This window comes from Streptomyces sp. NPDC051684 (assembly GCF_044453445.1).
Taxonomy (GTDB): Bacteria; Actinomycetota; Actinomycetes; order Streptomycetales; family Streptomycetaceae; genus Streptomyces.
This window is the reverse complement of record NZ_JBITCS010000010.1, coordinates 151,179-171,479: the sequence shown is the minus strand read 5'-3', so window position 1 is coordinate 171,479 and position 20,301 is coordinate 151,179. Positions and strand designations below refer to the sequence as shown.

Here is a 20,301-nt window from a genome sequence, read left to right as displayed (position 1 = left end):
CTTGCTCCGCTGTTTTCCCCCGCACCGGCACACCCTGCCCATGCGGCCGAACCATCGGGCCACCGTGCCCACCGAGAGGGTGTCTTGATGACCCGGCCCGCGCCGAGCGCGCCTCACCGCGACGCAGCACGTACACGTACACGTACTGCCGATACACACCGCGGATAGCCGACCGAATCAGCCGTCGAGGCCGCTCGGCCTGCTCTTGCTGTCGATGACCAACTCCCCAGCAAGGAGCACAGGTGTCCGAGCACACCCCCAACCCGAACCCCAGCCCCACCCTCAAGATCAGTACGTTCGTCTGTGCCTGGTGCGGTCTCACCGTGACCCTCGCCGATCCGGACGGCCGCGGGCGTAACCACTGCCCTTCGTGTCTGCACTCGCGCCACGTCCTGGACCACGTTCAGGGCGGCCGCACCGACTGCCACGGCCGGATGTCCCCGATCGCCATCGCCGTCCTGCGGACCGGCGACTGGATGATCGTCCACCGCTGCGTGCGGTGCGACGAGCTCACCTCGAACCCGGTGGGCGCGGACGACAACCAGCTGGTGCTGATGCGGATGGCGGTTCGGCCGCTGGCCCAACCGCCCTTCCCTCTCGAAACGTTCGGGACGCTGTGAGCGGGGAGGCCCGGCATGCCACGCCGTAACCGAACGTCGTCCGACGGCCCCGCCTCCCGGCGGCGCCGGCAGCGCGACAAGGACGTCCTCCACGACCAGCGCGACGGCCACCGCAGCCGCGACTTCCGCTGCGCGGGCTGCCGGTTGGACGTGTCCCTGGACGCCCCGGGCAGCGGCCACCGCAACCACTGCCCGAACTGTCTGACCAGCCTGCACGTGGACGCCCGGATCCCCGGTGACCGCGCGTCGGACTGCCGGGGCCGGATGGACGCGTTGACGGTGTCCTGCCGCCCGGACGGGGAGTGGCTGATCGTCCACGAGTGCCTTGCGTGCGGCGAGTTGTCCACCAACCGCGTCGCGGGCGACGACAACACCCTGGTCCTGATGCGTCTCGCGGTCCTGCCACTGCGCGCCACGGGCAGGGCGGCGAACCGTACGTTGCTGAGGTGGCGGCCGTCGGGAAGATTCTGTGAGCGATGATGGTGGCCGGAACCGGGGGGTGACTTTGCGCGTCCCCGAGGTTGACCTGAACATTCTTTGACTCAAGAGGAGTCCCCATGCAGCAGTCGGCCAACCGACGGATCGCCGTGCGAGCAGCAGGAGCACTGTTGGCGGTGGCGTTCGCGGCGGGTTGTTCGGCAAGCGTGGGGTCGAAGAATGTGAGCAAGGAGGAGGTCGCGAAGCAGGCGAAGACGGCCCTGGGCAAGCAGGTCGGCCGGGAGCCCGACAAGATCGTCTGCGGGGAGGACCTCAAGGCCGAGGTGGGCGCGACCGTACGCTGCCAACTCACCGACGGCGGCCAACGGATGGGCATGACGGTGACCGCGAAGTCGGTCGACGGCGACAAGGTCGACATGGACTTCAAGGTCGACGACGCCGCGGGCTCCGGCGCCTCCGCGGATCCGGAGCCCACCGAGGCACCGAGCAGCACCGGCACCGGCGGTGGGTCGGTCAGCAGCGCGGAGGTGGCCCGTCAGGGCAAGGCCGCCCTGACGGCGCAGGTCGGCAAGGAGCCCGACTCCTTCACCTGCCCCGAGGACCTCCCGGCCAAGGTGGGCGCCGTCGTCCACTGCCAACTGGCCTCGGAGGGCAAGCAGTACGGGGTGACGGTCACCGCGAAGTCGGTCGTCGACGGCCGGGTCAGCATGGGCTTCAAGGTCGACGACGCCGCGACCGGCTGAACCCGGCCCCCTCCTCGCCGCGGGGGCGTCAGCCCTTGACCGCCCCCGCGGCGAGCCCGGACGCGAGCCGGTGCTGGACCGCCACGAAGAAGATCAGGACCGGCACCGTGACCAGCGTGGAGCTGGCCATGACCGGGCCCCAGCTCGTGGTGTTCTCACCGAAGAACTGGAAGATGCCCACCGCGGCCGTGTACTTGTCGCTGCTCTTCATGAAGGTGTACGCGAAGACGAACTCGTTCCACGCGGTGATGAACGCGAAGATCGACGTGGCGACAAGACCGGGCGCGACCAGCGGAAGCAGCACGGAGCGGAACATCCGCCACCAGGAGCAGCCGTCGATGTACGCCGCCTCCTCGATGTCCTTGGGCACGGTCTGCACGAAGCCGCGCAGGGTCCAGATGGCGAAGGGCAGCGAGAGCGCGACGTAGACGATGGTCAGGCCGAGGAGGCTGTTGAGCATGTCGTAGTCGCGCATCTGGATGAACAGCGGGATGACGAGCGCTTCGAGCGGCACCATCTGCACGATCAGGACCATGACCAGCACGGACGTGCGGAACTTGAACTTGAAGCGGGCGACCGCGACCGCCGCGAACAGCGCGAGGGCCGCCGAGACCACGACCGTGCCCAGGCCGATGACGGCCGAGTTCAGCAAGTACGTACCGAAGTTGCCGCGGTCGAAGACCGTCGTGAAGTGGTCGAAGGTGAGGCCGCTGGGCAGCAGGCTCGCTCCGCGGCTCTGGGCGCTCGGGTCCAGGGCCGTCGACACCATCCAGTAGACCGGGAAGAGAGCGAAGATCAGGAGTGCGGCAACGGCCACCGGCAGACCGACCTTGGCACCGAGGGAGGACCGCGTCGTGGCGGGCATGTCGGTGGTGCTCACAGGTCCTCCTCCCCCTGCTTGAACAGGGTGCGGATGTAGATGATGGTGATCGCGAGAAGGAGGAGCGTGAGCAGGACCGCCGCGGCGGCGCCCATCCCGTAGTCCTCCTTGGCGAAGGCTTCGAGGTACGAGTAGACGCCGAGGTTCTCGACCTGCTCGTTCTGCCCCTGGCCTCCGGGCATCAGGAAGATCTGCGTGAAGACCTTGAAGTCCCAGATGGTCGACAGGATGGTCACCACGACGAACACCGACTTGATGGCCGGCACGGTGACCTTCCAGAACCGCTGCCAGGCGTTCGCGCCGTCCAGCATCGCCGCTTCGTAGAGCTCCTTGGGAATGGTCAGGAGCCCGGCGAAGACGGTGATCGCGACGAACGGGAAGCCGTGGTGGACCACGTTGAGGGTCCCGATGGCGTAGAAGGAGAGGCGGTCGGTGAACCAGTTGCTGGAGTCGGAGCCGCCCACCAGGGCGCTGAACAGGCCGTCGCCCGGCTGGAAGAGCCAGATCCACACGTACGTGCCGGTCACCGCGGGCATCGCCCAGGCGGCCATGATCGCGGTGGAGCAGATGGTCCGCCAGACCGGTCCGAGCCGGTTCAGGAGCAGCGCGATCGCGGTGCCGAGCGCCACCGTCAGGCCGACACAGGCCACCGCGAAGAACGCGGTGTTGGGCAGCACCGTCTTCCAGAGCAGTTCCCCGCTGAGGAGTTCGACGTAGTGGTCGAAGCCGGTGAAGGTGGCGACGCCGCCGCCGAACTTCACCTCGTAGTCCTGCAGCGACAGGATCCCGACCTGGATCATCGGCCACAGCAGCAGTCCTGCGAGGACGACGAGGGAGGGAGCCAGCAGCAGCCAGGGCCGGGTGAGCGTGGTCCGGCGCTTGCGCCTCAGCAGGCGCTCTGACTCGGGCGAGGGCCCGGGCGGCCGGCTGCCCTGGCGCTCCGGGGCAGCCACGTCCTTGGTGGCGAGCGTGCGGTTCATGGAGCTCTCAATGGTCGGACGGGCGGGGAGACTTGAGTGTCACTCGCTCTGCGCGAAGATGGCGTCCATTTCCTTGGCCGCCTTGTCGGCCGCCTGCTGCGGCGTGGACTTGCCGGCCAGGATCGACTGGATCATCTTCGGGATGACCTGGGTGGCCTGGATCTCGGTGTACGACTTGGCCTTCGGGACGCTCGCGCCGCCGTCCTTGAACTGCTTGACGAACGGCTTGACCAGTTCGTCGTCCTTGTCGGGCATCTTGTCGAGGTCCGTGTTGGTGGGCGGCAGGTAGCTGGATTGCTCGGCCCACTTCTTGGCGAACTTGCCGGTGGTGAGGAGCTTGATGAACTCCCACGACAGCGCCTGCTTGTCCGTCTTGAACGCGGAGAGGTAGGAGCCGCCGAGGAACGACGGGGCCATGCCGCCGTCCTTGCCGGGGATCGGGATGGCGCCGAGCTTGCCCTTGAGGTCGGGGTTGGCCGCGGTGAAGGCCTTCGGGGTCCAGTTGCCGGAGAGGGACATGGCGACCTCGCCCTTGTTCCAGGCGTCGCCGACCTCCTTCTCGGTCCAGGTGTTCACCTTGGCCGGGGACACCTTGTCCTTCAGGGCGAGGTCGGTGTACGCCGTGATGCCCTCGACGGACTTCTTCGAGTTGATGCCCGACTTCCACTTGCCGCCCTGCTTCACGGCGAGTTCGCCGCCCGCGCCCCAGATGAAGGGCGTGGCGAACATCTCCGCGCCGCCCGCGACGGGGAAGGCGAGCATCTTCGGCTCTTCCTTCTTCAGGGTCTTGGCGGCCGACGTCAGTTCCGCCCAGTTGGTCGGGGGCTTGATGCCGTGCTTCTCGAAGATGTCCTTGCGGTAGACGACCGAGCGGACGCCCGCGTACCAGGGCATGCCGTACTGCTTGCCGCCCAGGGTGCCCGCGTCCTTGAGGGCGGGGACGAGGTCGTCGGTCAGGCCGGCCTCGTCGACCTCCTTGGAGACGTCGACGAGCGCCCCCTTGTCGGCGAAGCCGGGCACCCAGGTCGTACCGACCTCGGCGACGTCGGGCACCTGGTCGGCGCCGCCCTCGATGGCGGTGGTGAACTTCCGCTGGGCGCTGGCCCACTGCTGGTACTCGACCTTGATCTTGGCGCCGGTCTTCTTCTCGAAGGCGGCTGCGGCCTCCTTGAAGAAGGGCTTCGCGTCGGGGTTGGTCCCCTCCATGATCCAGACGTTGAGGGTCTTGCCCTTGCCGTCGGTCCCGCCGTCGGCCTCCGAGCCGCCCCCTCCGCAGGCGGTGGCGGCGAGCCCAAGTGCCAGGGCGGTGCTGGTGGCTGCGATGACGCGTCGGTTCATGGGTGGTGGCTCCTCTTACAGCAGTACAGCAGGGAAGTGGTGTTGCCCGTGAGCACGCAGATTCTCATCACGTTCTCATCGGGAGGTCTAGACCCATTGGGAAGTGGCGGCTGAACTGTGATCCGCGTTGCAGAGCGTGCGGCTCGCAGGGGTGGCGCAGGCGGTTCCGGGCAGCGGTGAAGGACCAGACAGGGCATGCCAGTCACCCGGGACCGGTCGCGCTCCCGGGCAACTGAACCGGCAGGTCAGCGCTCGATCTTCACCTCGGCGCCACTCTTCGCCGAGTCGTATATCGCGCTCAGCATGCGGGCCATCTCCAGGCCCTGTTCCGCGGTGGCGTCGGCCGGGATCTCGCCCCGGCAGATCCGCAGGAAGTGGTCGATCTGGTTCGCGAACCCGGTCTTGAAGTCGAAGCCGAGGGAATCGATCTGCGGCTTCACATGCAGGAGGGTGTCGTGCCGCTCGGTGAGCATCAGCAGCTCGGGCTCGATCTCCGCGCCGCCCTTGTCTCCGTGGATGCGCACGCTGATCTCGTTGCGTGCGTGCAGCGAGTACGACGTGTCCACATCGAGCACCTGGCCGTCCTCGAAGCGGATCTGCGCGGTGACGTAGTCCTCCACGGTGTTGGCCCGGGCCGCCGACGCGGCGCGGTACCGCTTGAGGTTCTGGATGTTGTCCCGCGCCCCCAGCGGCGCGAACGTGACACCGGACGCGGACACCGCCTTCGGGCTGCCCATCAGGTACCAGCACAGGTCGATGATGTGCACGCCCAGGTCGATCAGCGGGCCGCCGCCCGACAGCTCCACATCGCCGAACCACCCGCCCGGGTTCCCGGCGGCCCGCAGCAGCGTGGCCCGCGCGGCGTAGATGTCACCGAACTCGCCCGCGTCCAGGAACCGCTTGGTGACCAGCGCGTTGGGCGCGAACCGCCGTACGTAGCCGATCTGCAGCGCCTTCCCGGTCTCCTCGACGGCCCGGACCAGCGACTCGGCCTCCGCGACGGTGACCGTCATCGGCTTCTCGATGAGTACGTTCTTCCCGGCCCGCAGCGCCGCTTCGGCGATGGGGGCGTGCAGGGTGTTCGGCACGCAGACACTCACGGCGTCCACGTCCGGGGCGGAGAGGACCTCCTGGAAGTCGGTCGTGGCCCGCTCCACGCCGAACTGCTCGGCCCGGGCCTTGGCCCGCTCCGGGTCGATGTCGCACACGGCGACCAGCTCAGCCTGGTCGTTCTTCTGGTAGGCGCTCAAGTGCTCGGTGGCGATGGCCCCGAGGCCGATCACAGCGATACGGGTCGTCATGTCAGGCCACGCCTTCCGTCGTCGGTCGAAGAATGTCCGTGATGTTCGTAAGGGACTGCTCGATGGCCTGAAGGGGCGTTTCCATGCCCTCGAACTCCAGGCTCACCGGCACGTCGGGCTTGGTGGCGACCAGGGCGAGCAGGCCGGGCAGGTCGACGTCGCCGTGGCCCGAGACGGTGCCGAGGAGGTAGTCGCCGGCGAGCGTCTTCAGCCAGCCCTCCCCCGCGGAGCGGCGAGTGTGGAAGTCCTTCACGCCGATGGACGCCGCGACGTCGATCAGGTCGGCGGCGGTCTTCCCCGGCACCTCGCCGACGCACAGGCCGTTGCCGAGGTCGAGCGTGACGCGGAAGTTCGGGCGGTCCACGGCGTGCACGAGGCGGGCGAGACGGTCGCCTCCGTTCATGAAGAAGCCGTGGTTCTCGATGGTCGACACCATGCCGAGCTCCGCCGCGTGATCGGCGACCGCGCGGCAGCCTTCGACGACCTTCTCGAAGGTCGCCTCGAACTCCCCCGGGTCCCGCTCCCGCCAGGCCCACGGCGCGACGTCGTGCCGGAAGATCCCGGCGCCGAAGGCGTGCGCGACGTCCAACTGCCTCCGCAGCCGGTCGACTTCCTTGCCGTCCGCCTCCCGCAGATCGCCGCTCACCAGGTAGTTGACGATCGGTACGCCGACCTCCTCGGCGTGCTTCGCCGTGTCCCGTACGACGCGTTCGTTCTCCAGGTAGTACGCACCGTCCGTCGCGGCGATCTCGATGTGCCCGGCCTTCGAGGCCGCGACCCAGTCCAGAACACCGATCAGGTCCATCTCGCCGCTGCCGATGAGCTGGCGGAAGCAGTAGGAACTGACTCCGAGCTTCACTTGGTGATCCCCTCCACGTCGTGTGTGATGCGGGCCCACGGACTGGGATAGCCGTGGACTCCGTAGATCTCTGAACCGCACTGGTCGAACGCGTTGCCGACGGCGCCGAGCACCACCGCCTCGCGCCCCAGGCCGGACGCGACGAACGACGGGCGCTCGGGAGAGACCAACTCCTTCTCGATGGCGGCTTCGAGCGGCCGCAGCAGTGCTCCGACGTCCTTCGCCGCACCGCCCCGCACGACCACGACCTCCGGGTCGACGACCAGCAGTACGGTCGCGACCCGCTCGGCGATCTGCGCGCAGAAGTCCTCGACCTCGGTCTGCGCGTCGGCGTCGCCCGCGGCGGCGGCGCTCAGCACCTGCGCGCTCGTGCGGCGCGAGGACCAGACCAGCTGCCCCCGTCTCGCGTTCCGCGTCCAGCGCATGCCGCGCTGCGCGCCGAGTTCACCCGCGAGGCGGTGACTGCCCTGCCGGATCGCACCGTCCAGCACGATCGACACGGACAGCCGATGACCGATCTGCAGATAGACGACATCGGAATATCCGCGCCCCGCCCCCGCGCGCTGCTCCGCGAGTCCGGCCAGCTTGATGTCGTTGTCCACGACCACGGGCTCTTGGCCGAGGCCCTTCGCGAGCAGCTCCGCGACCGGCAGACCGGCCAGGTCCGGCATCGCGAGGCTGGCGCGCAGCCGCCCGTCCGCCTCGACGACACCGGGCAGGGCGACACCCACCGCACGCAGCCGTCCGAGGTCGAGCGAACCGGCGGCAGCGTCGAGCGCGCGCGAGACCAACGCGAGGTCGGCGTGCTCGCGGGGTGCCTCTTCCGCGTAGCCCACCCGGCGACCGGACAGGTCACAGACGACCGCGCGCGCCCCTCGGGGCCCGAGGTCGACCCCGGCGACGAGCCCGCCCTCCCGCGCGAACCGGAAGGCACGCGCCGGCCGGCCGGGCCCTGCCGTCGCGGCGCTGACACCCTCGACCATTCCGAGCTCGACGAGGTCGTCGAGCACGGCCCGCACCGTCGGCCGCGACAGGCCGGTGGCCTCACTGATCACCCCGATGGTGCGCGCCTCGTCGGCCTCCGCCAGCACCCCCAGACACGCGACCTGATTCGCGGCCCGCTCCGCCTGAACGGCCTCCCGTGCAGTGTCCATTGCCCCCATCCCGATATGGAAACCGGCTTTAATAAACACGGTATCGGAATGGATGGGAGGGGACAAGGGGTGCGGGACGCCACCCGCTCACCCAGCGCCGACGCGCCCCGCGCTCAGGTATCCTGTGCAGCAGTAGGTGCGCTCGGGACGGCCCGTGCGTAGGAGACAAGCGCCGGGACGGCCCGCAGATTGGGAGATCTGACCCGTGTCGGTCGTCTCTGGCATCCGAAAAGTCCTCACCCCCCGGGCGCTGGCGCAGCTGCTGCTCGGCTGGATCGCCTTCGGCGCACTGCTCGTCGCAAGCCCCGCCCTGAAAGCCCCCCTTTCGACACCGGTGCTGTTCGGGCTGCTCGCGGTGATCGTCCTCGTGATCGTGGCCTGCGCCTTCGGCGTGGTCACCCAGGCCGAGCGCCTGTCCCACCGGCTTGGAGATCCCTACGGAACCCTGGTCCTGACGCTGTCGATCGTGGTGATCGAGGTCATCCTGATCTCGTCCGTGATGCTCGGGCCGGGGGAACACGCGACGATCGCCCGTGACTCGGTGATGGCCGTATCCATGATCATCCTCAACCTCGTCGTCGGCATCGCGCTGCTCGTCGCAGGCATCCGCCACGGCAGCCTGCGGCCGAACCGTGCCGGTGTGTCCTCGTACGTGTCGCTGCTGGTGGTCCTGCTCGCGACGGCGTTCGCCCTGCCGGGCCTGATCGGTTCGGACGGCGCGTACACGGCCGGCCAAGAGGTGCCGATCCTCGTCTCGACCCTGGCGCTGTACGTGTTCTTCCTCTGGCGTCAGATGGGGCCGCAGAGCGGAGACTTCCAGGAGGTCACCACCGCGCCGGCCGCCTCCTCCTCATCCGGCGGGGCCCCCGCCCGGCCCGGCATCAAGCAGGTCCTGTCGACCCACCGGACCGAGGTGCTCTCACGCGCCGTGGTCCTGATCCTCACCGTCATCCCGGTCGTGCTGCTCTCTCACGACATGGCCACCCTCCTCGACGAAGGACTCGGCCGCGTCGGCGCCCCGGTGGAACTGTCGGGCATCCTCATCGCGATGATCGTCTTCCTGCCGGAGACGATCACCACGATCCGTGCCGCGTACACGGGCGAGATCCAGCGTGTGAGCAACCTGTGCCACGGCGCCCTGGTCTCCACCGTCGGCCTGACCATCCCGGCGGTCCTGACCATCGGCCTGTTCACCGGCCAGACCGTCCACCTCGCCGAAACGCCCGCGAACCTCGTGCTGCTCGGCGTCACCCTGCTCCTGACGGTGACATCCTTCTTCGGCAAGAAGGTAACCGCGGTGCACGGCGGCGCGCACCTGATGGCGTTCCTGCTGTACGCGCTCGTCGTGTTCTCCTGAGCACGGCTGCCGGACGGGACGTGCTCCGTGGATCGGCATCCTCGGTGGCGTGGGCATCCGCTGCACGGGCCCCATGCGGAAGGCATTGAGACGGCAATGCGCGAACCGACGAAGAAAGGGGCTCGACCCTCGTCTTCGTGGTGGACCTGGTGGACTCGTATTCCAGAGCGGGCGGGTGGAGCAGCGCCCAGTAACGTAACGCGAGTTGCACCCGACCGGCAGCCTCAGGCTTCCCGCCATTCCAGGAAGCCCTGGTCGTCCACGGAGGGCTCCCACCCTCCCCAGATCGCAAAGCTGGAGGAGCGCAGGGCCTGCGCGGTGGCCTCCAGGAGGCGGGTGAGGCTGCCGAAGGCCGGGCCTTCCGGGAACGAGGCACCGTCGCCGTGCTCGAACACGCCCACCCTGCCCGCTTCTTCGCCTTCTGCGTGGGTGACGAAGAGCAGACTCCCGCTCTCGTCGTGACAGACAGGAATCCAGCCCGGGTGCCACAGGGGGTGGTCGCCGGGCAGTGGGCGCGGATACTGACCTGGGTTCCGCGGGTGTTTGTCCCTCAGCTGTCGAATGCGGCGTTCGTCCGCCGCTCCCCACGCCACGTACTCGCGGCGAATGATGTCCGTACTGCTGAACCGGTGGAAGCCCGGGAGCACGAATTCGCCGGAGCCGTCATGGCACGACAGGGCGCCTTCGAGTTCGGCCGGCAGCACTCCGCCACCGACGTGCGCTGCCAGGCTCCGCAGTCCCTGCTCGCCTGCGGCTTCGGGAAGTGAGGCGAAGGTGGCCGGCGCGTTGGGCCGCAGCCAGGCTTCGATGTCGGCCCAGGCGTCAGCGGGTGTCATGACGGCATGCTGGTGCGCCCCGTTCCCGTACCGCAAGGGAGCCGGCGTTCGAGTGGTGGACGTGTGCGAGCCACGACCTCCATGGTTTCGCCATACACCGGACCGTGCACACGCCCGAAGCCGGAGGGCTACGCTGCGATCACTTTGCTGAACCACGGTGCGATCTGGGGGACTTGAGACGTGGTGGATCGCATACTGGCCGACCGGTACCGGCTCGTGAGGCCGCTGGGCCAGGGCGGGATGGGGGAAGTCTGGGAGGCCCGCGACGAGATCCTGGGGCGCCCGGTCGCGGTCAAGGTGATCTCGATGCTCGCGGGCGGCGGCAGTACCGCCGACGAGGCGCGCGCCCGCTTTCTGCGCGAGGCGCGGATCACCGCCGCGCTGCAGCACCCGCACATCGTGACCGTGCACGACGTCGGCACGGCCGTCACCCCCGAGGGCAGCACCCCCTTCCTGGTCATGGAGCTGCTGCGCGGCGAGGGCCTGGAGGCCGCCGTCCGGCGAGGCCCGGTCGGCGGGGCGCAGGCGGCCCGGTGGGGCGGGCAGATCTGCGAGGCGCTCGCGGAGGCGCACGCCGCGGGTGTGCTGCACCGTGACATCAAGCCCGCCAACCTCTTCGTTACACCGTCGGACCGGATCAAGGTCCTGGACTTCGGGATCGCGCGGGCCGCCGACGCCTCGGCCACCGACGGCCGGCTGACCCGCACCGGACTGGTCATCGGGACGGCCGCCTACATGGCCCCCGAACAGGCCCGCGGCTACCCGGAGCAGAGCAGCGACCTGTACGCGATGGGCTGTGTCCTGTTCGAACTGCGCACCGGCAGGCTGCCGTTCACCGCACCCGACACCCTCGGATTCCTGACGGCGCACCTCAACGACGCGCCACCCGTGCCGAGCAGCCTCGCGCCTGACCTCTCGCCCGCCTGGGACTCGTTGATCCTGCGCCTGCTGGCGAAGGACCCTGGGGATCGGTACGGCTCGGCCATCGAACTCGGCGACGCGCTGCGCGAACTCGAGGAGCGGGCCGCCCCCGCGACACCGGTGCCGGCACCACGCGCCGAACACCCGCCCACCGTGGTCGACCGGGAGGCCGAGCCCGCCGCCGTACCCCTCGATGCCGCCGTCACCGTCACGTCTACGCGGCACAGCACCCCGGCAGCGCGCAACCGCCCCGAGTTGAGCCGCCGCGGACTTCTGCTGGGCGGCGCCGGGTTCGCCGCGGTCGCCACGGCCGCCATTTCGGCGGGGGTCTACCTCTCCGCCGACCCCGGACACGACGCGTTCGCCTGGTCGCACAGCCTCGGCGAACGCCGCGAAGGCTGGGACCAGCCCCTCCGGTCCGGCACACGCTGCTTCGTCCCCGCCCACAACGGCGGCGCGTTCCAGGCGTTCGACCTCGCCGACGGCAAGCATCTGTGGAAACGCGACCTGGGCCTCGAATGGCCTCTGGCCGGGGACTCGGAGGCGGCCGCGATCGACGACGGCGAGACCGTGCTCGCGTTGGTGCAACTGCCCCAGGACCTGATCGCGATGCTGCACGTACTCGACGGCGCCACCGGCAGAACCCGCTGGAAGCGGGAACTGTACGACAAGGACGACTACAGCCTGCACGTCCTCGACCGCCGTGGACTGGTGCTCTTCGGCAGCGGCGACCCCAACCGGCAGACGGTCACCGCCTTCGACGCACGTACGGGGAAGGAACGCTGGACCCAGCAGATGGACGATTCAGGCACCATCACGGGGATCGGCGACCTGGCCCTGGTGGGCTCGACGGCACTCGACGGAGCGACCGGAAAGCCGCTGTGGGACCGGCCCGGCATGAACCTGTACACGGATCTGGGACAGCGCATCAGCGCGCCGCAGCGCACGGATGATGCCGTCCTCTTCCACGACAAGGTCACCAAGAAGCGCATCGACCTCGTCCTGCTCGGTGCCCGCACAGGAAACGAGAAATGGCGCATCCCCCTGGCCGAGGTCACGCCCGTGGCCCCCGGCAGCCTCGAGGAGAAGGACCCCCCGGCGGCCCCGCTCTCCGGCACCACCCTGCTGCTCCCCCGCCTCAAGGGCGAGCGCAGCGGACCCACGGCCGTCGACGTCCGCACCGGCAAGCAGAAGTGGACCTTCAAGGGTGAGGCTCCCACCGGGGGCACCGCCCCCGACCCGGTGGCCACCCCGGACGGCTTCGTCCTGCCCACAGCCGACGGCGTCGTCTGTCTCAACGCCGACGACGGCAGGGAACGCTGGCGGTCCGAGGGCGGTACGGACCTCGACATCGCCTCCGCGGGCGCCTGCACGATGATCCGGTACACCCGCACCGCCCGGCTGTTCCAGAGCCGGCAGACGGTACGCGTCCTGCGTTCCGCCGACGGGCGCACGCTGTGGAAGGGCGAGTTCACGGCGAGCATCGGCAACAGCGACCCGCTGGCCGCCGGCCGGACGCTCGCCTTCCTCGACCCCCAGGAAAACCTGCGCGGCATCCGCCTCACGGGCCCCCGTAAAGACTGAGGATCGCTACGCGTCCGGCGCCACGGTCGCGGTGACCGGTGTGCCCGCCTCCACGGTGCGGCTCACCGTGCACAGACGGTCGTGCGAGCTCTTCACGGCGCGCGGCAGGATCGCGCGGGACCGGTCCCCCTCCGGCCCCTCGGGGAACGTGACGTGGAAGGTGACCGCGAGGTCCGTCATCCGGTTGCCGCCCTCGTCCTCGACCTTGTCGCCGGACGCCGTGACGGTGAACGCTGTCGGCTCGGCATGCCGGGTCGTGGCGGAGCCGAGGAGGGCTGCTCAGTGCCGTGGTCGGGCGACGGACGGCGCGGGCGGGTGACAAAGGGCCGCACTATGGGCGACGCTCGGCGCTCCCTATAATTTGCACCCGAACGAAATCGCCGCCCGGACAGCGCCGCGGCGGCGGCGAAGGAGTGTGAGCGTGCCCGGCGAACAATCCATCAGCGCGGCCGAGAAGCTTGCCGAGGCGAAGCTCGGCGGGCTGCCGATCCGGCGCGAGCAGATGGCGGTGGTGGCCAATATCCACCGTGCCGCCGCGGCCGTCCGACAGCACCTGGAGAACTCGGTCCTCCGCGAAGCCGACCTCACCTGGACCGCGTTCGTGGTGCTGTGGGTGGTCTGGGTGTGGGGCGAGTCCGAGACCCGACGCGTGGCGGAGGAGGCCGGGATCTCCAAGGGCACGCTCACCGGTGTCGTCCGCACCCTGGAGTCGCGCGGGCTCGTGCGCCGGACCGGCCACCCGGAGGACGGTCGGCTCGTGCTGCTCAGCCTCACCGACACCGGGGAGGCGATGATGACCGAGCTGTTCCCGCGCTTCAACGACGAGGAGGCCTTCGTCGCCGGGCAGCTCGACGACGACGAGTGCCGCTTGGTCGCGGACGCGCTGCGACGCGTGGTGATGCAGGTGGAACAGCACGGTGAGGAGCGCAGGCTGGCTCTCCTGGACGGGGCGGAGCCGGCCCCGCGGCGCAGCGGGCGGCGGGCCAGGTCCTGACGTTGCGAGGTCCTGGCCCGCCGCCGCGACCGTCGTGGCACCCGCTTTCCGTACTGGGCGGCGCCGCCGTTTCCGCCACCGGGTCGACCGGATCAGCTGCCCGACGCCGCCACCAGCGCGTCGAACAGCCGTTGTTGGGCCGGATTTTCGTGGGCCGTGTCCTCCGGATGCCACTGGACCGCCAGGAGCAGGGCGTCGCGGGCCGGCAGTTCGAGGGCTTCCACGGTGCCGTCGGCGGCACGCGCGGTGATGTGCAGGCCCTCCCCCGGACGTTCCACATGCTGGTGGTGGTAGCAGGAGGCCTCGGTCTTGTCTGCTCCTGTGGCACGGGCCACCGCCGAGCCGGGGGTGAGCGAGACCGGGTGGCGCAGGTGGCGGTGTTCCCGGTCGGGTCCGCCCATGTCCTGGTGGAGGGTGCCGCCGAGGGCCGTGTTCACCACTTGCAGGCCGCGGCAGACGGCCAGCAGCGGCAGGTCCGACGCGAGCGCCCGGCGGGCCAACTCCAGGTCGAAGGCATCCTGTTCGTCGTCGACGTCGTACACCGTCTCGTGGGCGTCCGCCGCCCCGTAGCGGTGCGGCGCGAGGTCGCCGCCGCCGGGGAGGAGGAGCCCGTCGAAGCGGGCCAGGCGGGCCGCGACCTCGGCGGGGTCGGCGGTGCCGCCGGGGGCGTGCGGGTGGATGGTGGCGGGTTCGCCGCCCGCCCGCCACACGGCCTCGACGAGGGCACGGGCGTTGACCTCGGCGGCGTAGCGCAGGGCGGAGGTCGTCGCCGAGAAACGGGCGGGGATCGCGATCAACGGGCGGTTCCCGGCGGGGAGTCGGCTCACAGCTGGATCCAGGTCGTCTTGAGTTCCATGTACTTCTCCAGGGCGTGGGCCGACTTGTCGCGGCCGTTGCCGGACTGCTTCATGCCGCCGAAGGGCACCGTAAGGTCGCCCTCCTCATAGCAGTTGACCCACACCGTCCCCGCCTTCAGCGCCCGGGAGACCCGGTGTGCGGTGGACAGGTCGGAGGTCCACAGGCCGGCCGCGAGCCCGTACTCGGTGGCGTTGGCGAGCGCGATCGCCTCGTCCACGTCGTCGAACGTGAGCACCGACAGGACCGGGCCGAAGATCTCCTCGCGGGCCAGGCGGCTGTCGGGGGCGACCCGATCGAAGACGGTGGGTTCGAGGTGGACACCGCCGGTGTCGGGCAGTGTGCGCCCCCCTCCCGCCCGCAGGCGGGCCCCGCTGTCCACGCCGTCCCGTACGTGTCCGAGCACCCGGTCGAGGTGGCGTTCGCTCACGAGGGCACCCATGTCGGTCGCCGGGTCGAGCGGGTCGCCGACGCGCAGGGCGCGGGCGCGCGCCACGACGGCCTCGGTGACCTGTTCCGCGATGGAGGAGTGGACGAGCAGGCGGGACGGGGCGGTGCACATCTCGCCCTGGTTGAAGAAGATGCCCCATGCGGCGGTGGCGGCGGCCCGCTCCAGGTCGGGGGCGTCGGGCAGGACGATGTTGGGCGACTTGCCGCCGAGTTCGAGCCAGACCCGCTTCAGGTTGGAGTCGGCGGCGTAGCGCAGGAAGTGACGGCCGACGGCGGTGGAGCCGGTGAAGGCGAGCACGTCGACGTCGGGGTGGAGGCCGAGGGCGCGGCCGGCGACCGGTCCCTCGCCGTTCACGATGTTCAGCACCCCGGGCGGGAGCCCGGCCTCCAGGCCGATGCGGGCGAGCAGGAGGGCCGACAGCGGGGAGTTCTCCGACGGCTTGAGGACGACCGTGCAGCCGGCCGCGAGCGCGGGCGCCACCTTCCACCCGGCGATGGTCAGCGGGAAGTTCCACGGGACGATCGCACCGACCACCCCGGCGGGCTCGCGGGTGACGAGGGCCAGGGCGTCGGACGCGGTGTGCGGTGACTCGTCGGCGAGCTTGTCGGCCAACTGCCCGTACCAGCGGAAGGTGTTGATGACCGCACGCAGCTCGATGTCGTGCGCGTCGGTGATGGTCTTGCCCATCTCCAGGCTGACCGTGAGGGCGAGTTCGACGCGGTGCTCCTCGAGGAGGTCGGCGATCCGGATCAGGACCCGACCGCGCTCGGCCGGTGCCAGGCGCGGCCACGGCCCGTGGTCGAAGGCGCTGCGGGCCGCTGCGACCGCGGTGTTCACCTCGGCCTCGCCGCCGTCGGCGACGTCGGCGAGGATCCGGCCGTCGCGGGGCGAGACGGCCGCGAAGGTGGCGCCGCCGCCCGCCTCGCCGGCTCCGTCGATGAAGTGGGCGCCGTTCGGCGTGAGGTCCTTGGCCCGGCGCAGCCAGGTGTCATGGGTGGGGGCAGGGGGCATCAGCGGTGGTCCTCCCGACCACGGGGTGTCCCACGGGACACCGAGGAGAGGTGTGAGGTGTCAGCCCTGCGCGAGGTCCGTCAGCAGCGACCGCAGGCGGTCGAGGGCCTCTTCGGTGGCCTCGCGCTCGCCGAAGACGAGCTGGTGCAGGACGAGGCCCTCCAGGGCGGCGAAGACGAGGCGGTACGTGCCGCGGTCCACCGGCCCCGGCAGCATGCGCTCCAGCTCGCGGCGCGTGGCCTCGAAGTACTCCTCGTACAGGCTGCGCAGGTGCGGGAGCAGCTCCGGCCTGCGGCGCGCTTCCAACAGCAACTCGTACTGGAACGCCTGGAGTTCGGGCCCTGACTCGACCATGTCGACCAGACCGGAGGAGAAGTCCGCGGGCCGGCCGGTGCCGTCGCCGAGGGCGCTGCTGCCCAGCGAGGAGTGGATGGCGTGGTTGACCGCCTCCTCGATGAGTGCGTCCCGCGAACCGAAGTGGTGCACGACGAGTCCGTGGGTGACTCCGGCCTCCTGGGCGACGGCCCGGTAGGTGAGCTTGCGCAGGCCGCCCTGGGCCACCACGCGGACGGCGGCGTCGAGCAGGGCGGTGCGGCCGGTCCCGTAGTTCTTCACGCGCTTGCGGGACCGGCTCTGCTCGCCGCTGGTCGGCTCGACGGAGTCGGACATGGTGTCGAGCCTACCGGCCTGCGCGGCAACCGTGTCGGCGGTCATGTCAGCGCTTCGGCGGCCTGATGCCGCGGAACTCCCAGTCGCCGCCGAGCGCGGTGGACAGCACTTCCTCGGACTCGGTCGGCTGGGCGCCGACGTCGGCGCGGATCGCGGTGGGTCCGGTGACGATGTGGTTGGTGAGCCGGCCCAGGCCCTCGACCTCCACCTCGACGACGTCGCCGGGCTGTACGGGCCGCGAGTTGGCGGGCGTTCCGGAGAGGAGCACGTCCCCGGGGTACAGGGTGATGGTGCGGGCGATGTCTGCGACGAGGTAGTGCATGTCCCACTTCATCTCGTCGGTAGAGCCGTCCTGGACGACCTCGCCGTTGACGTACGTCCGCAGCCGCTTGCCGTGGAAGTCCCAGTCGGTGACGAGTCCCGGGCCGAGCGGGCACAGCGTGTCGGAGCCCTTCACGCGCAGCATGGAGCCGGCGTCGGTGTCACGGAAGTCGTGCAGGCCGTAGTCGTTGGCGACGGTGTAGCCGGCGATGTACTCCCCCGCCTGCTCCGGGGAGATGTTGCGCGCGGTCTTCCCGATGACGATGGCGACCTCGCCCTCGTAGTTGAGCCACTTGCAGCCGTCCGGGCGGACGACGGCACCCTTGTGGGAGTTGAGGGCCGAGGTCGGCTTGTGGAAGTACGTGGGGGTGTCGGGCAGGCCGATCCGGAACTCGTCGACGCGGCTGCGGTGGTTGAGGTGCACCGCGACCACCTTGGAGGGCACGACGGGCGGCAGGTGGTGGGCCTCGTCGGTCTTGACGCGGCGGCCGTCTCCGGCGACGAGCTCGTCCCCGTCGACGGTGACCTCGACGGCGGCGCCGTCGAGGAGGATGCGGCGGTACTCAGGCATGTACGGTCTCCTGTACGGAAGCGGGGGTGGGGGCGGAGGCGGCGGTCCAGCCGTCGGCCGGGCGGTCGAACCAGAGGTGGACCTGGCCGGTGCCGACGGAGTTCTCGTACGCGCCGTACTGGCGGCCCTTGGCGGTGCAGGCGCGTTCGCCGAGCGCGCCGGCCATCATGAGGTAGTGGAAGAACTTCGCCTCGGGCTTGAACCTCGCGAACTCGTCCATGGTGTCGAGGACCTTGTCGTGGCGGCCCTCCTTGAACCAGGCGATGCGCTCCTCGTCGGCGGCGCGCGCCTCGGGGGTGCGGATGTGCCGCGGGTCGCTCGCCTCGTGGTCGCGCAGCTCGCGCAGCGGCCAGAAGGTGTGCGACAGCGCGCCGGACGCGATGATCAGGACGCGACGGCCGGGGGTGGCGGCGATGCCGTCGGCGAGGGCGCGGCCGAGCCGCAGGTGGTCCTCCGTGTCGCCGGTCTGGCAGACGCCGATGGTGACCCACCGCTTGTCGGGCAGGCCCTCGCCGAGGAACTTCCACAGGTTGATCGTGGCGTAGTAGATCGGCAGGTACGGATCGTCGATGGGCGTGATCCAGGTGCCGTGCTTGTCGGCGAACTGGGCGATGTTCTCGGCGAGTTCGGGGTCACCGGGGAAGTCGTAGGGCATCCGGCACATGCCGCGCGGCAGTTCCTCGGAGGTGAACAGGCCGGCCCGTTGCTGCTGTGCGGTGACGACGAACTCGACGGTGGTCGCCCAGTGGGAGTCGAGGACGACCACGGTGTCGTAGTCGTCGCGTTCGAAGACGTCCTTGCGCAGCTGGTGCAGGCCGGTGACGAGGGTGATCTCCTTGCCCTCGTTGAGTTCGAGGCGGTCCGCCTCCGGCAGCACGATGGTGGGGACGTGCGCGAGCAGGCCCGCGCCGACGATCTCACCCATGGTTGGTCCAGCCCTTCGGCGCGCTCACGGTGTTCTTGAGGTCGCAATAGAAGTCGAAGCTCCATGTGCCGCCCTCGCGGCCGACGCCGGACTGGCGGGAGCCGCCGAAGGGCGCCTGGAGGTCGCGTACGAAAAAGCAGTTGACCCACACCGTGCCGGCGACGAGTCGCGCGGTGACGCGGTCGGCTCGGGTGCGGTCACCGGTGGCGAGGGTGGCGGCCAGGCCGAAGCGGGTGTCGTTGGCGAGGCGGACGGCCTCGTCCTCGTCGGTGAAGGTCTGGAGGGTGAGGACCGGGCCGAAGACCTCCTCCTGGACGATCTCGGAGTCCTGGGCGACGTCGGTGAGGAGGGTGGGCGCGTAGTGGTTGCCCTCACCGCGCTCGCCGCCGATGACGGCCCGCGCCCCGGCGGCGAGAGCCCGCCGCACGAAGCCGTCGATCTTGTCGAGCTGGCGGGGGTGGATGTTGGGGCCGATGTCGGTGGCCTCGTCGCGCGGGTCGCCCTGCTTCAGCTGCGCCGCCCTGCCGATGAATCGACGAGTGAACTCATCGGCGATCGACTCCTCCACCAGGATCCGGGTGGCGGCGAGGCAGACCTGACCGGCGTTGTCGTACTGCTCGACGGCGAGGTCGACGGCCAGGTCGAGGTCGGCGTCGGCGAACACCAGCAGCGGTGACTTGCCGCCGAGTTCGAGGCTGAGCGGGGTCAGGTTCGGGGCGGCCTGCGCCGCGATGTGCCGAGCGGTGGGGACGGAGCCGGTGAAGCTGACGCGGCGCACGTCGGGGTGCGAGGTGAGCGCGTCGCCGATCTCGGAACCGTAGCCCTGCACGACGTTGATGACACCGGGCGGGATGCCGGCCTCGGCGGCGATGTCCGCGAAGATCGAGGCGGTGAGCGGGGTCCACTCGGCGGGCTTGAGGACGACCGTGTTGCCGGCGGCGAGGGCCGGGGCGAGCTTCCAACTGGACAGCATCAGCGGGGCGTTCCACGGCGTGATGAGCACGCAGGGTCCCGCCGGGTCCCAGGTCACGTGGTTGGTGTGCCCGCGCGTCTCGAAGTCGTCGTGGCCGAGGCCGTCGGTCAGCCAGTCCGCGAAGAAGCGGAAGTTGTGCGCGACGCGCGGCATCACGCCGCGGCGGTGGGAGCGCAGCAGGGCGCCGTTGTCGGTGGTCTCGACGAGGGCGAGCTCCTCGATGCGCTTGTCCACGCCGTCGGCGAGGGCGTGCAGGAGGCGGGCACGCTCGGCGGACGGGGTGGCGGCCCAGCCGGGGAAGGCGGCCTTGGCGGCGGCGACGGCAGCGTCGGCCTCGGCCTTGGTGCCGCGCGCGATCTCGCCGAGCACGGAGCCGTCGATGGGCGAGACGTCGGTGAAGCTGTCGGCGGAGGCGACGCGTTCGCCGCCGATGTAGTGGCGGGTGTCGACGGTGACACCGGCGACGGTGACGGTGTGCTGGTCAATCTTGCGATCGGTCATGGCTGAGGGCTCCTGACGG

19 protein-coding genes and 1 pseudogene are annotated in these 20,301 nt (G+C 70.2%); 6 read left to right on the top strand and 14 right to left on the bottom strand.

Annotated elements, in window-relative coordinates; translation table 11 throughout:
• The first annotated feature begins 242 nt into the window (after window positions 1-242).
• From ACIA8D_RS15025 to ACIA8D_RS15015, 3 genes are all read left to right on the top strand, one after another.
• Window positions 243-620 carry an RNHCP domain-containing protein gene (locus ACIA8D_RS15025; protein WP_399232118.1) on the top strand — a complete coding sequence of 126 codons (378 nt, stop codon included), beginning with the start codon at window positions 243-245 and terminating at the stop codon, window positions 618-620.
• A gap of 15 nt (window positions 621-635) precedes the next feature.
• A complete protein-coding gene (locus tag ACIA8D_RS15020) occupies window positions 636-1,100 on the top strand; it encodes an RNHCP domain-containing protein (RefSeq protein ID WP_399232116.1) in 465 nt (154 codons plus the stop codon).
• A gap of 77 nt (window positions 1,101-1,177) precedes the next feature.
• Entirely contained in the window at window positions 1,178-1,801 is a 624-nt protein-coding gene (locus ACIA8D_RS15015) for a DUF4333 domain-containing protein (protein ID WP_399232114.1), read from the top strand.
• 28 nt (window positions 1,802-1,829) lie between these two features.
• Here ACIA8D_RS15015 and ACIA8D_RS15010 read toward each other — a convergent pair whose 3' ends face one another.
• From ACIA8D_RS15010 to ACIA8D_RS14985, 6 genes are all read right to left on the bottom strand, one after another.
• Window positions 1,830-2,666, bottom strand: coding sequence for a carbohydrate ABC transporter permease (locus tag ACIA8D_RS15010; protein ID WP_399232229.1), 837 nt, complete (start codon window positions 2,664-2,666; stop codon window positions 1,830-1,832).
• 11 nt (window positions 2,667-2,677) lie between these two features.
• Window positions 2,678-3,661, bottom strand: coding sequence for a carbohydrate ABC transporter permease (locus ACIA8D_RS15005; protein ID WP_399232112.1), 984 nt, complete (start codon window positions 3,659-3,661; stop codon window positions 2,678-2,680).
• A gap of 39 nt (window positions 3,662-3,700) precedes the next feature.
• On the bottom strand, window positions 3,701-4,999 hold the full coding sequence (locus ACIA8D_RS15000) for a sugar ABC transporter substrate-binding protein (RefSeq protein WP_399232110.1): 1,299 nt from the start codon (window positions 4,997-4,999) through the stop codon (window positions 3,701-3,703).
• 245 nt (window positions 5,000-5,244) lie between these two features.
• The gene (locus ACIA8D_RS14995) at window positions 5,245-6,300 is read right to left on the bottom strand and encodes a Gfo/Idh/MocA family protein (protein ID WP_399232109.1); all 1,056 of its coding nucleotides are present in this window, start codon (window positions 6,298-6,300) and stop codon (window positions 5,245-5,247) included.
• A 1-nt stretch (window position 6,301) separates the two neighbouring features.
• Window positions 6,302-7,159 carry a sugar phosphate isomerase/epimerase family protein gene (locus ACIA8D_RS14990; protein WP_399232107.1) on the bottom strand — a complete coding sequence of 286 codons (858 nt, stop codon included), beginning with the start codon at window positions 7,157-7,159 and terminating at the stop codon, window positions 6,302-6,304.
• Complete coding sequence (locus tag ACIA8D_RS14985; protein ID WP_399232105.1) at window positions 7,156-8,313, bottom strand: ROK family protein; 1,158 nt, start codon at window positions 8,311-8,313, stop codon at window positions 7,156-7,158. The genes ACIA8D_RS14990 and ACIA8D_RS14985 overlap by 4 nt, the downstream gene beginning before the upstream one ends.
• Window positions 8,314-8,518: 205 nt before the next feature.
• On the opposite strand from ACIA8D_RS14985, the gene ACIA8D_RS14980 reads away from it, so the two are divergent.
• Window positions 8,519-9,670 carry a calcium:proton antiporter gene (locus tag ACIA8D_RS14980; protein ID WP_399232103.1) on the top strand — a complete coding sequence of 384 codons (1,152 nt, stop codon included), beginning with the start codon at window positions 8,519-8,521 and terminating at the stop codon, window positions 9,668-9,670.
• Window positions 9,671-9,894: 224 nt separating this feature from the next.
• Here ACIA8D_RS14980 and ACIA8D_RS14975 read toward each other — a convergent pair whose 3' ends face one another.
• Window positions 9,895-10,506: a hypothetical protein gene (locus ACIA8D_RS14975; RefSeq protein ID WP_399232102.1), complete on the bottom strand. Its 612-nt coding sequence runs from the start codon at window positions 10,504-10,506 to the stop codon at window positions 9,895-9,897.
• A 180-nt stretch (window positions 10,507-10,686) separates the two neighbouring features.
• On the opposite strand from ACIA8D_RS14975, the gene ACIA8D_RS14970 reads away from it, so the two are divergent.
• Entirely contained in the window at window positions 10,687-13,011 is a 2,325-nt protein-coding gene (locus ACIA8D_RS14970) for a PQQ-binding-like beta-propeller repeat protein (protein ID WP_399232101.1), read from the top strand.
• A gap of 6 nt (window positions 13,012-13,017) precedes the next feature.
• On the opposite strand, the pseudogene ACIA8D_RS14965 reads toward ACIA8D_RS14970, so the two are convergent.
• Window positions 13,018-13,272: pseudogene (locus ACIA8D_RS14965) on the bottom strand (OsmC family protein); the annotation flags it as partial.
• Between the two features lie 160 nt (window positions 13,273-13,432).
• Between ACIA8D_RS14965 and ACIA8D_RS14960 the strand changes: the two are divergent.
• A complete protein-coding gene (locus tag ACIA8D_RS14960) occupies window positions 13,433-14,005 on the top strand; it encodes a MarR family winged helix-turn-helix transcriptional regulator (RefSeq protein ID WP_399232099.1) in 573 nt (190 codons plus the stop codon).
• 92 nt (window positions 14,006-14,097) lie between these two features.
• Here ACIA8D_RS14960 and ACIA8D_RS14955 read toward each other — a convergent pair whose 3' ends face one another.
• From ACIA8D_RS14955 to ACIA8D_RS14930, 6 genes are read right to left on the bottom strand one after another with little or no spacing between them, the layout of a single operon-like run.
• Entirely contained in the window at window positions 14,098-14,832 is a 735-nt protein-coding gene (locus ACIA8D_RS14955; RefSeq protein WP_399232097.1) for a gamma-glutamyl-gamma-aminobutyrate hydrolase family protein, read from the bottom strand.
• Window positions 14,829-16,322 carry an aldehyde dehydrogenase gene (locus ACIA8D_RS14950; RefSeq protein ID WP_399232095.1) on the bottom strand — a complete coding sequence of 498 codons (1,494 nt, stop codon included), beginning with the start codon at window positions 16,320-16,322 and terminating at the stop codon, window positions 14,829-14,831. Before ACIA8D_RS14950 ends, ACIA8D_RS14955 begins: the two co-directional genes overlap by 4 nt.
• Before the next feature lie 60 nt (window positions 16,323-16,382).
• The gene (locus tag ACIA8D_RS14945) at window positions 16,383-16,991 is read right to left on the bottom strand and encodes a TetR/AcrR family transcriptional regulator (protein WP_399232227.1); all 609 of its coding nucleotides are present in this window, start codon (window positions 16,989-16,991) and stop codon (window positions 16,383-16,385) included.
• Window positions 16,992-17,037: 46 nt separating this feature from the next.
• Window positions 17,038-17,883: a fumarylacetoacetate hydrolase family protein gene (locus tag ACIA8D_RS14940; RefSeq protein ID WP_399232094.1), complete on the bottom strand. Its 846-nt coding sequence runs from the start codon at window positions 17,881-17,883 to the stop codon at window positions 17,038-17,040.
• On the bottom strand, window positions 17,876-18,808 hold the full coding sequence (locus ACIA8D_RS14935; RefSeq protein WP_399232092.1) for a 3,4-dihydroxyphenylacetate 2,3-dioxygenase: 933 nt from the start codon (window positions 18,806-18,808) through the stop codon (window positions 17,876-17,878). The genes ACIA8D_RS14940 and ACIA8D_RS14935 overlap by 8 nt, the downstream gene beginning before the upstream one ends.
• A complete protein-coding gene (locus ACIA8D_RS14930) occupies window positions 18,801-20,282 on the bottom strand; it encodes an aldehyde dehydrogenase (protein ID WP_399232090.1) in 1,482 nt (493 codons plus the stop codon). The genes ACIA8D_RS14935 and ACIA8D_RS14930 overlap by 8 nt, the downstream gene beginning before the upstream one ends.
• Window positions 20,283-20,301 lie beyond the last annotated feature (19 nt).

What these genes read in the sequence shown, in the direction of transcription:
- ACIA8D_RS15020 (WP_399232116.1), top strand. Translation starts at nt 636, where the DNA reads ATGCCACGCCGTAACCGAACGTCGTCCGACGGCCCCGCCTCCCGGCGG.
- ACIA8D_RS15015 (WP_399232114.1), top strand. Translation starts at nt 1,178, where the DNA reads ATGCAGCAGTCGGCCAACCGACGGATCGCCGTGCGAGCAGCAGGAGCA.
- ACIA8D_RS15010 (WP_399232229.1), bottom strand. Translation starts at nt 2,666, where the DNA reads ATGCCCGCCACGACGCGGTCCTCCCTCGGTGCCAAGGTCGGTCTGCCG.
- ACIA8D_RS15005 (WP_399232112.1), bottom strand. Translation starts at nt 3,661, where the DNA reads ATGAACCGCACGCTCGCCACCAAGGACGTGGCTGCCCCGGAGCGCCAG.
- ACIA8D_RS15000 (WP_399232110.1), bottom strand. Translation starts at nt 4,999, where the DNA reads ATGAACCGACGCGTCATCGCAGCCACCAGCACCGCCCTGGCACTTGGG.
- ACIA8D_RS14995 (WP_399232109.1), bottom strand. Translation starts at nt 6,300, where the DNA reads ATGACGACCCGTATCGCTGTGATCGGCCTCGGGGCCATCGCCACCGAG.
- ACIA8D_RS14985 (WP_399232105.1), bottom strand. Translation starts at nt 8,313, where the DNA reads ATGGACACTGCACGGGAGGCCGTTCAGGCGGAGCGGGCCGCGAATCAG.
- ACIA8D_RS14975 (WP_399232102.1), bottom strand. Translation starts at nt 10,506, where the DNA reads ATGACACCCGCTGACGCCTGGGCCGACATCGAAGCCTGGCTGCGGCCC.
- ACIA8D_RS14950 (WP_399232095.1), bottom strand. Translation starts at nt 16,322, where the DNA reads ATGCCCCCTGCCCCCACCCATGACACCTGGCTGCGCCGGGCCAAGGAC.
- ACIA8D_RS14945 (WP_399232227.1), bottom strand. Translation starts at nt 16,991, where the DNA reads ATGTCCGACTCCGTCGAGCCGACCAGCGGCGAGCAGAGCCGGTCCCGC.
- ACIA8D_RS14940 (WP_399232094.1), bottom strand. Translation starts at nt 17,883, where the DNA reads ATGCCTGAGTACCGCCGCATCCTCCTCGACGGCGCCGCCGTCGAGGTC.
- ACIA8D_RS14935 (WP_399232092.1), bottom strand. Translation starts at nt 18,808, where the DNA reads ATGGGTGAGATCGTCGGCGCGGGCCTGCTCGCGCACGTCCCCACCATC.
- ACIA8D_RS14930 (WP_399232090.1), bottom strand. Translation starts at nt 20,282, where the DNA reads ATGACCGATCGCAAGATTGACCAGCACACCGTCACCGTCGCCGGTGTC.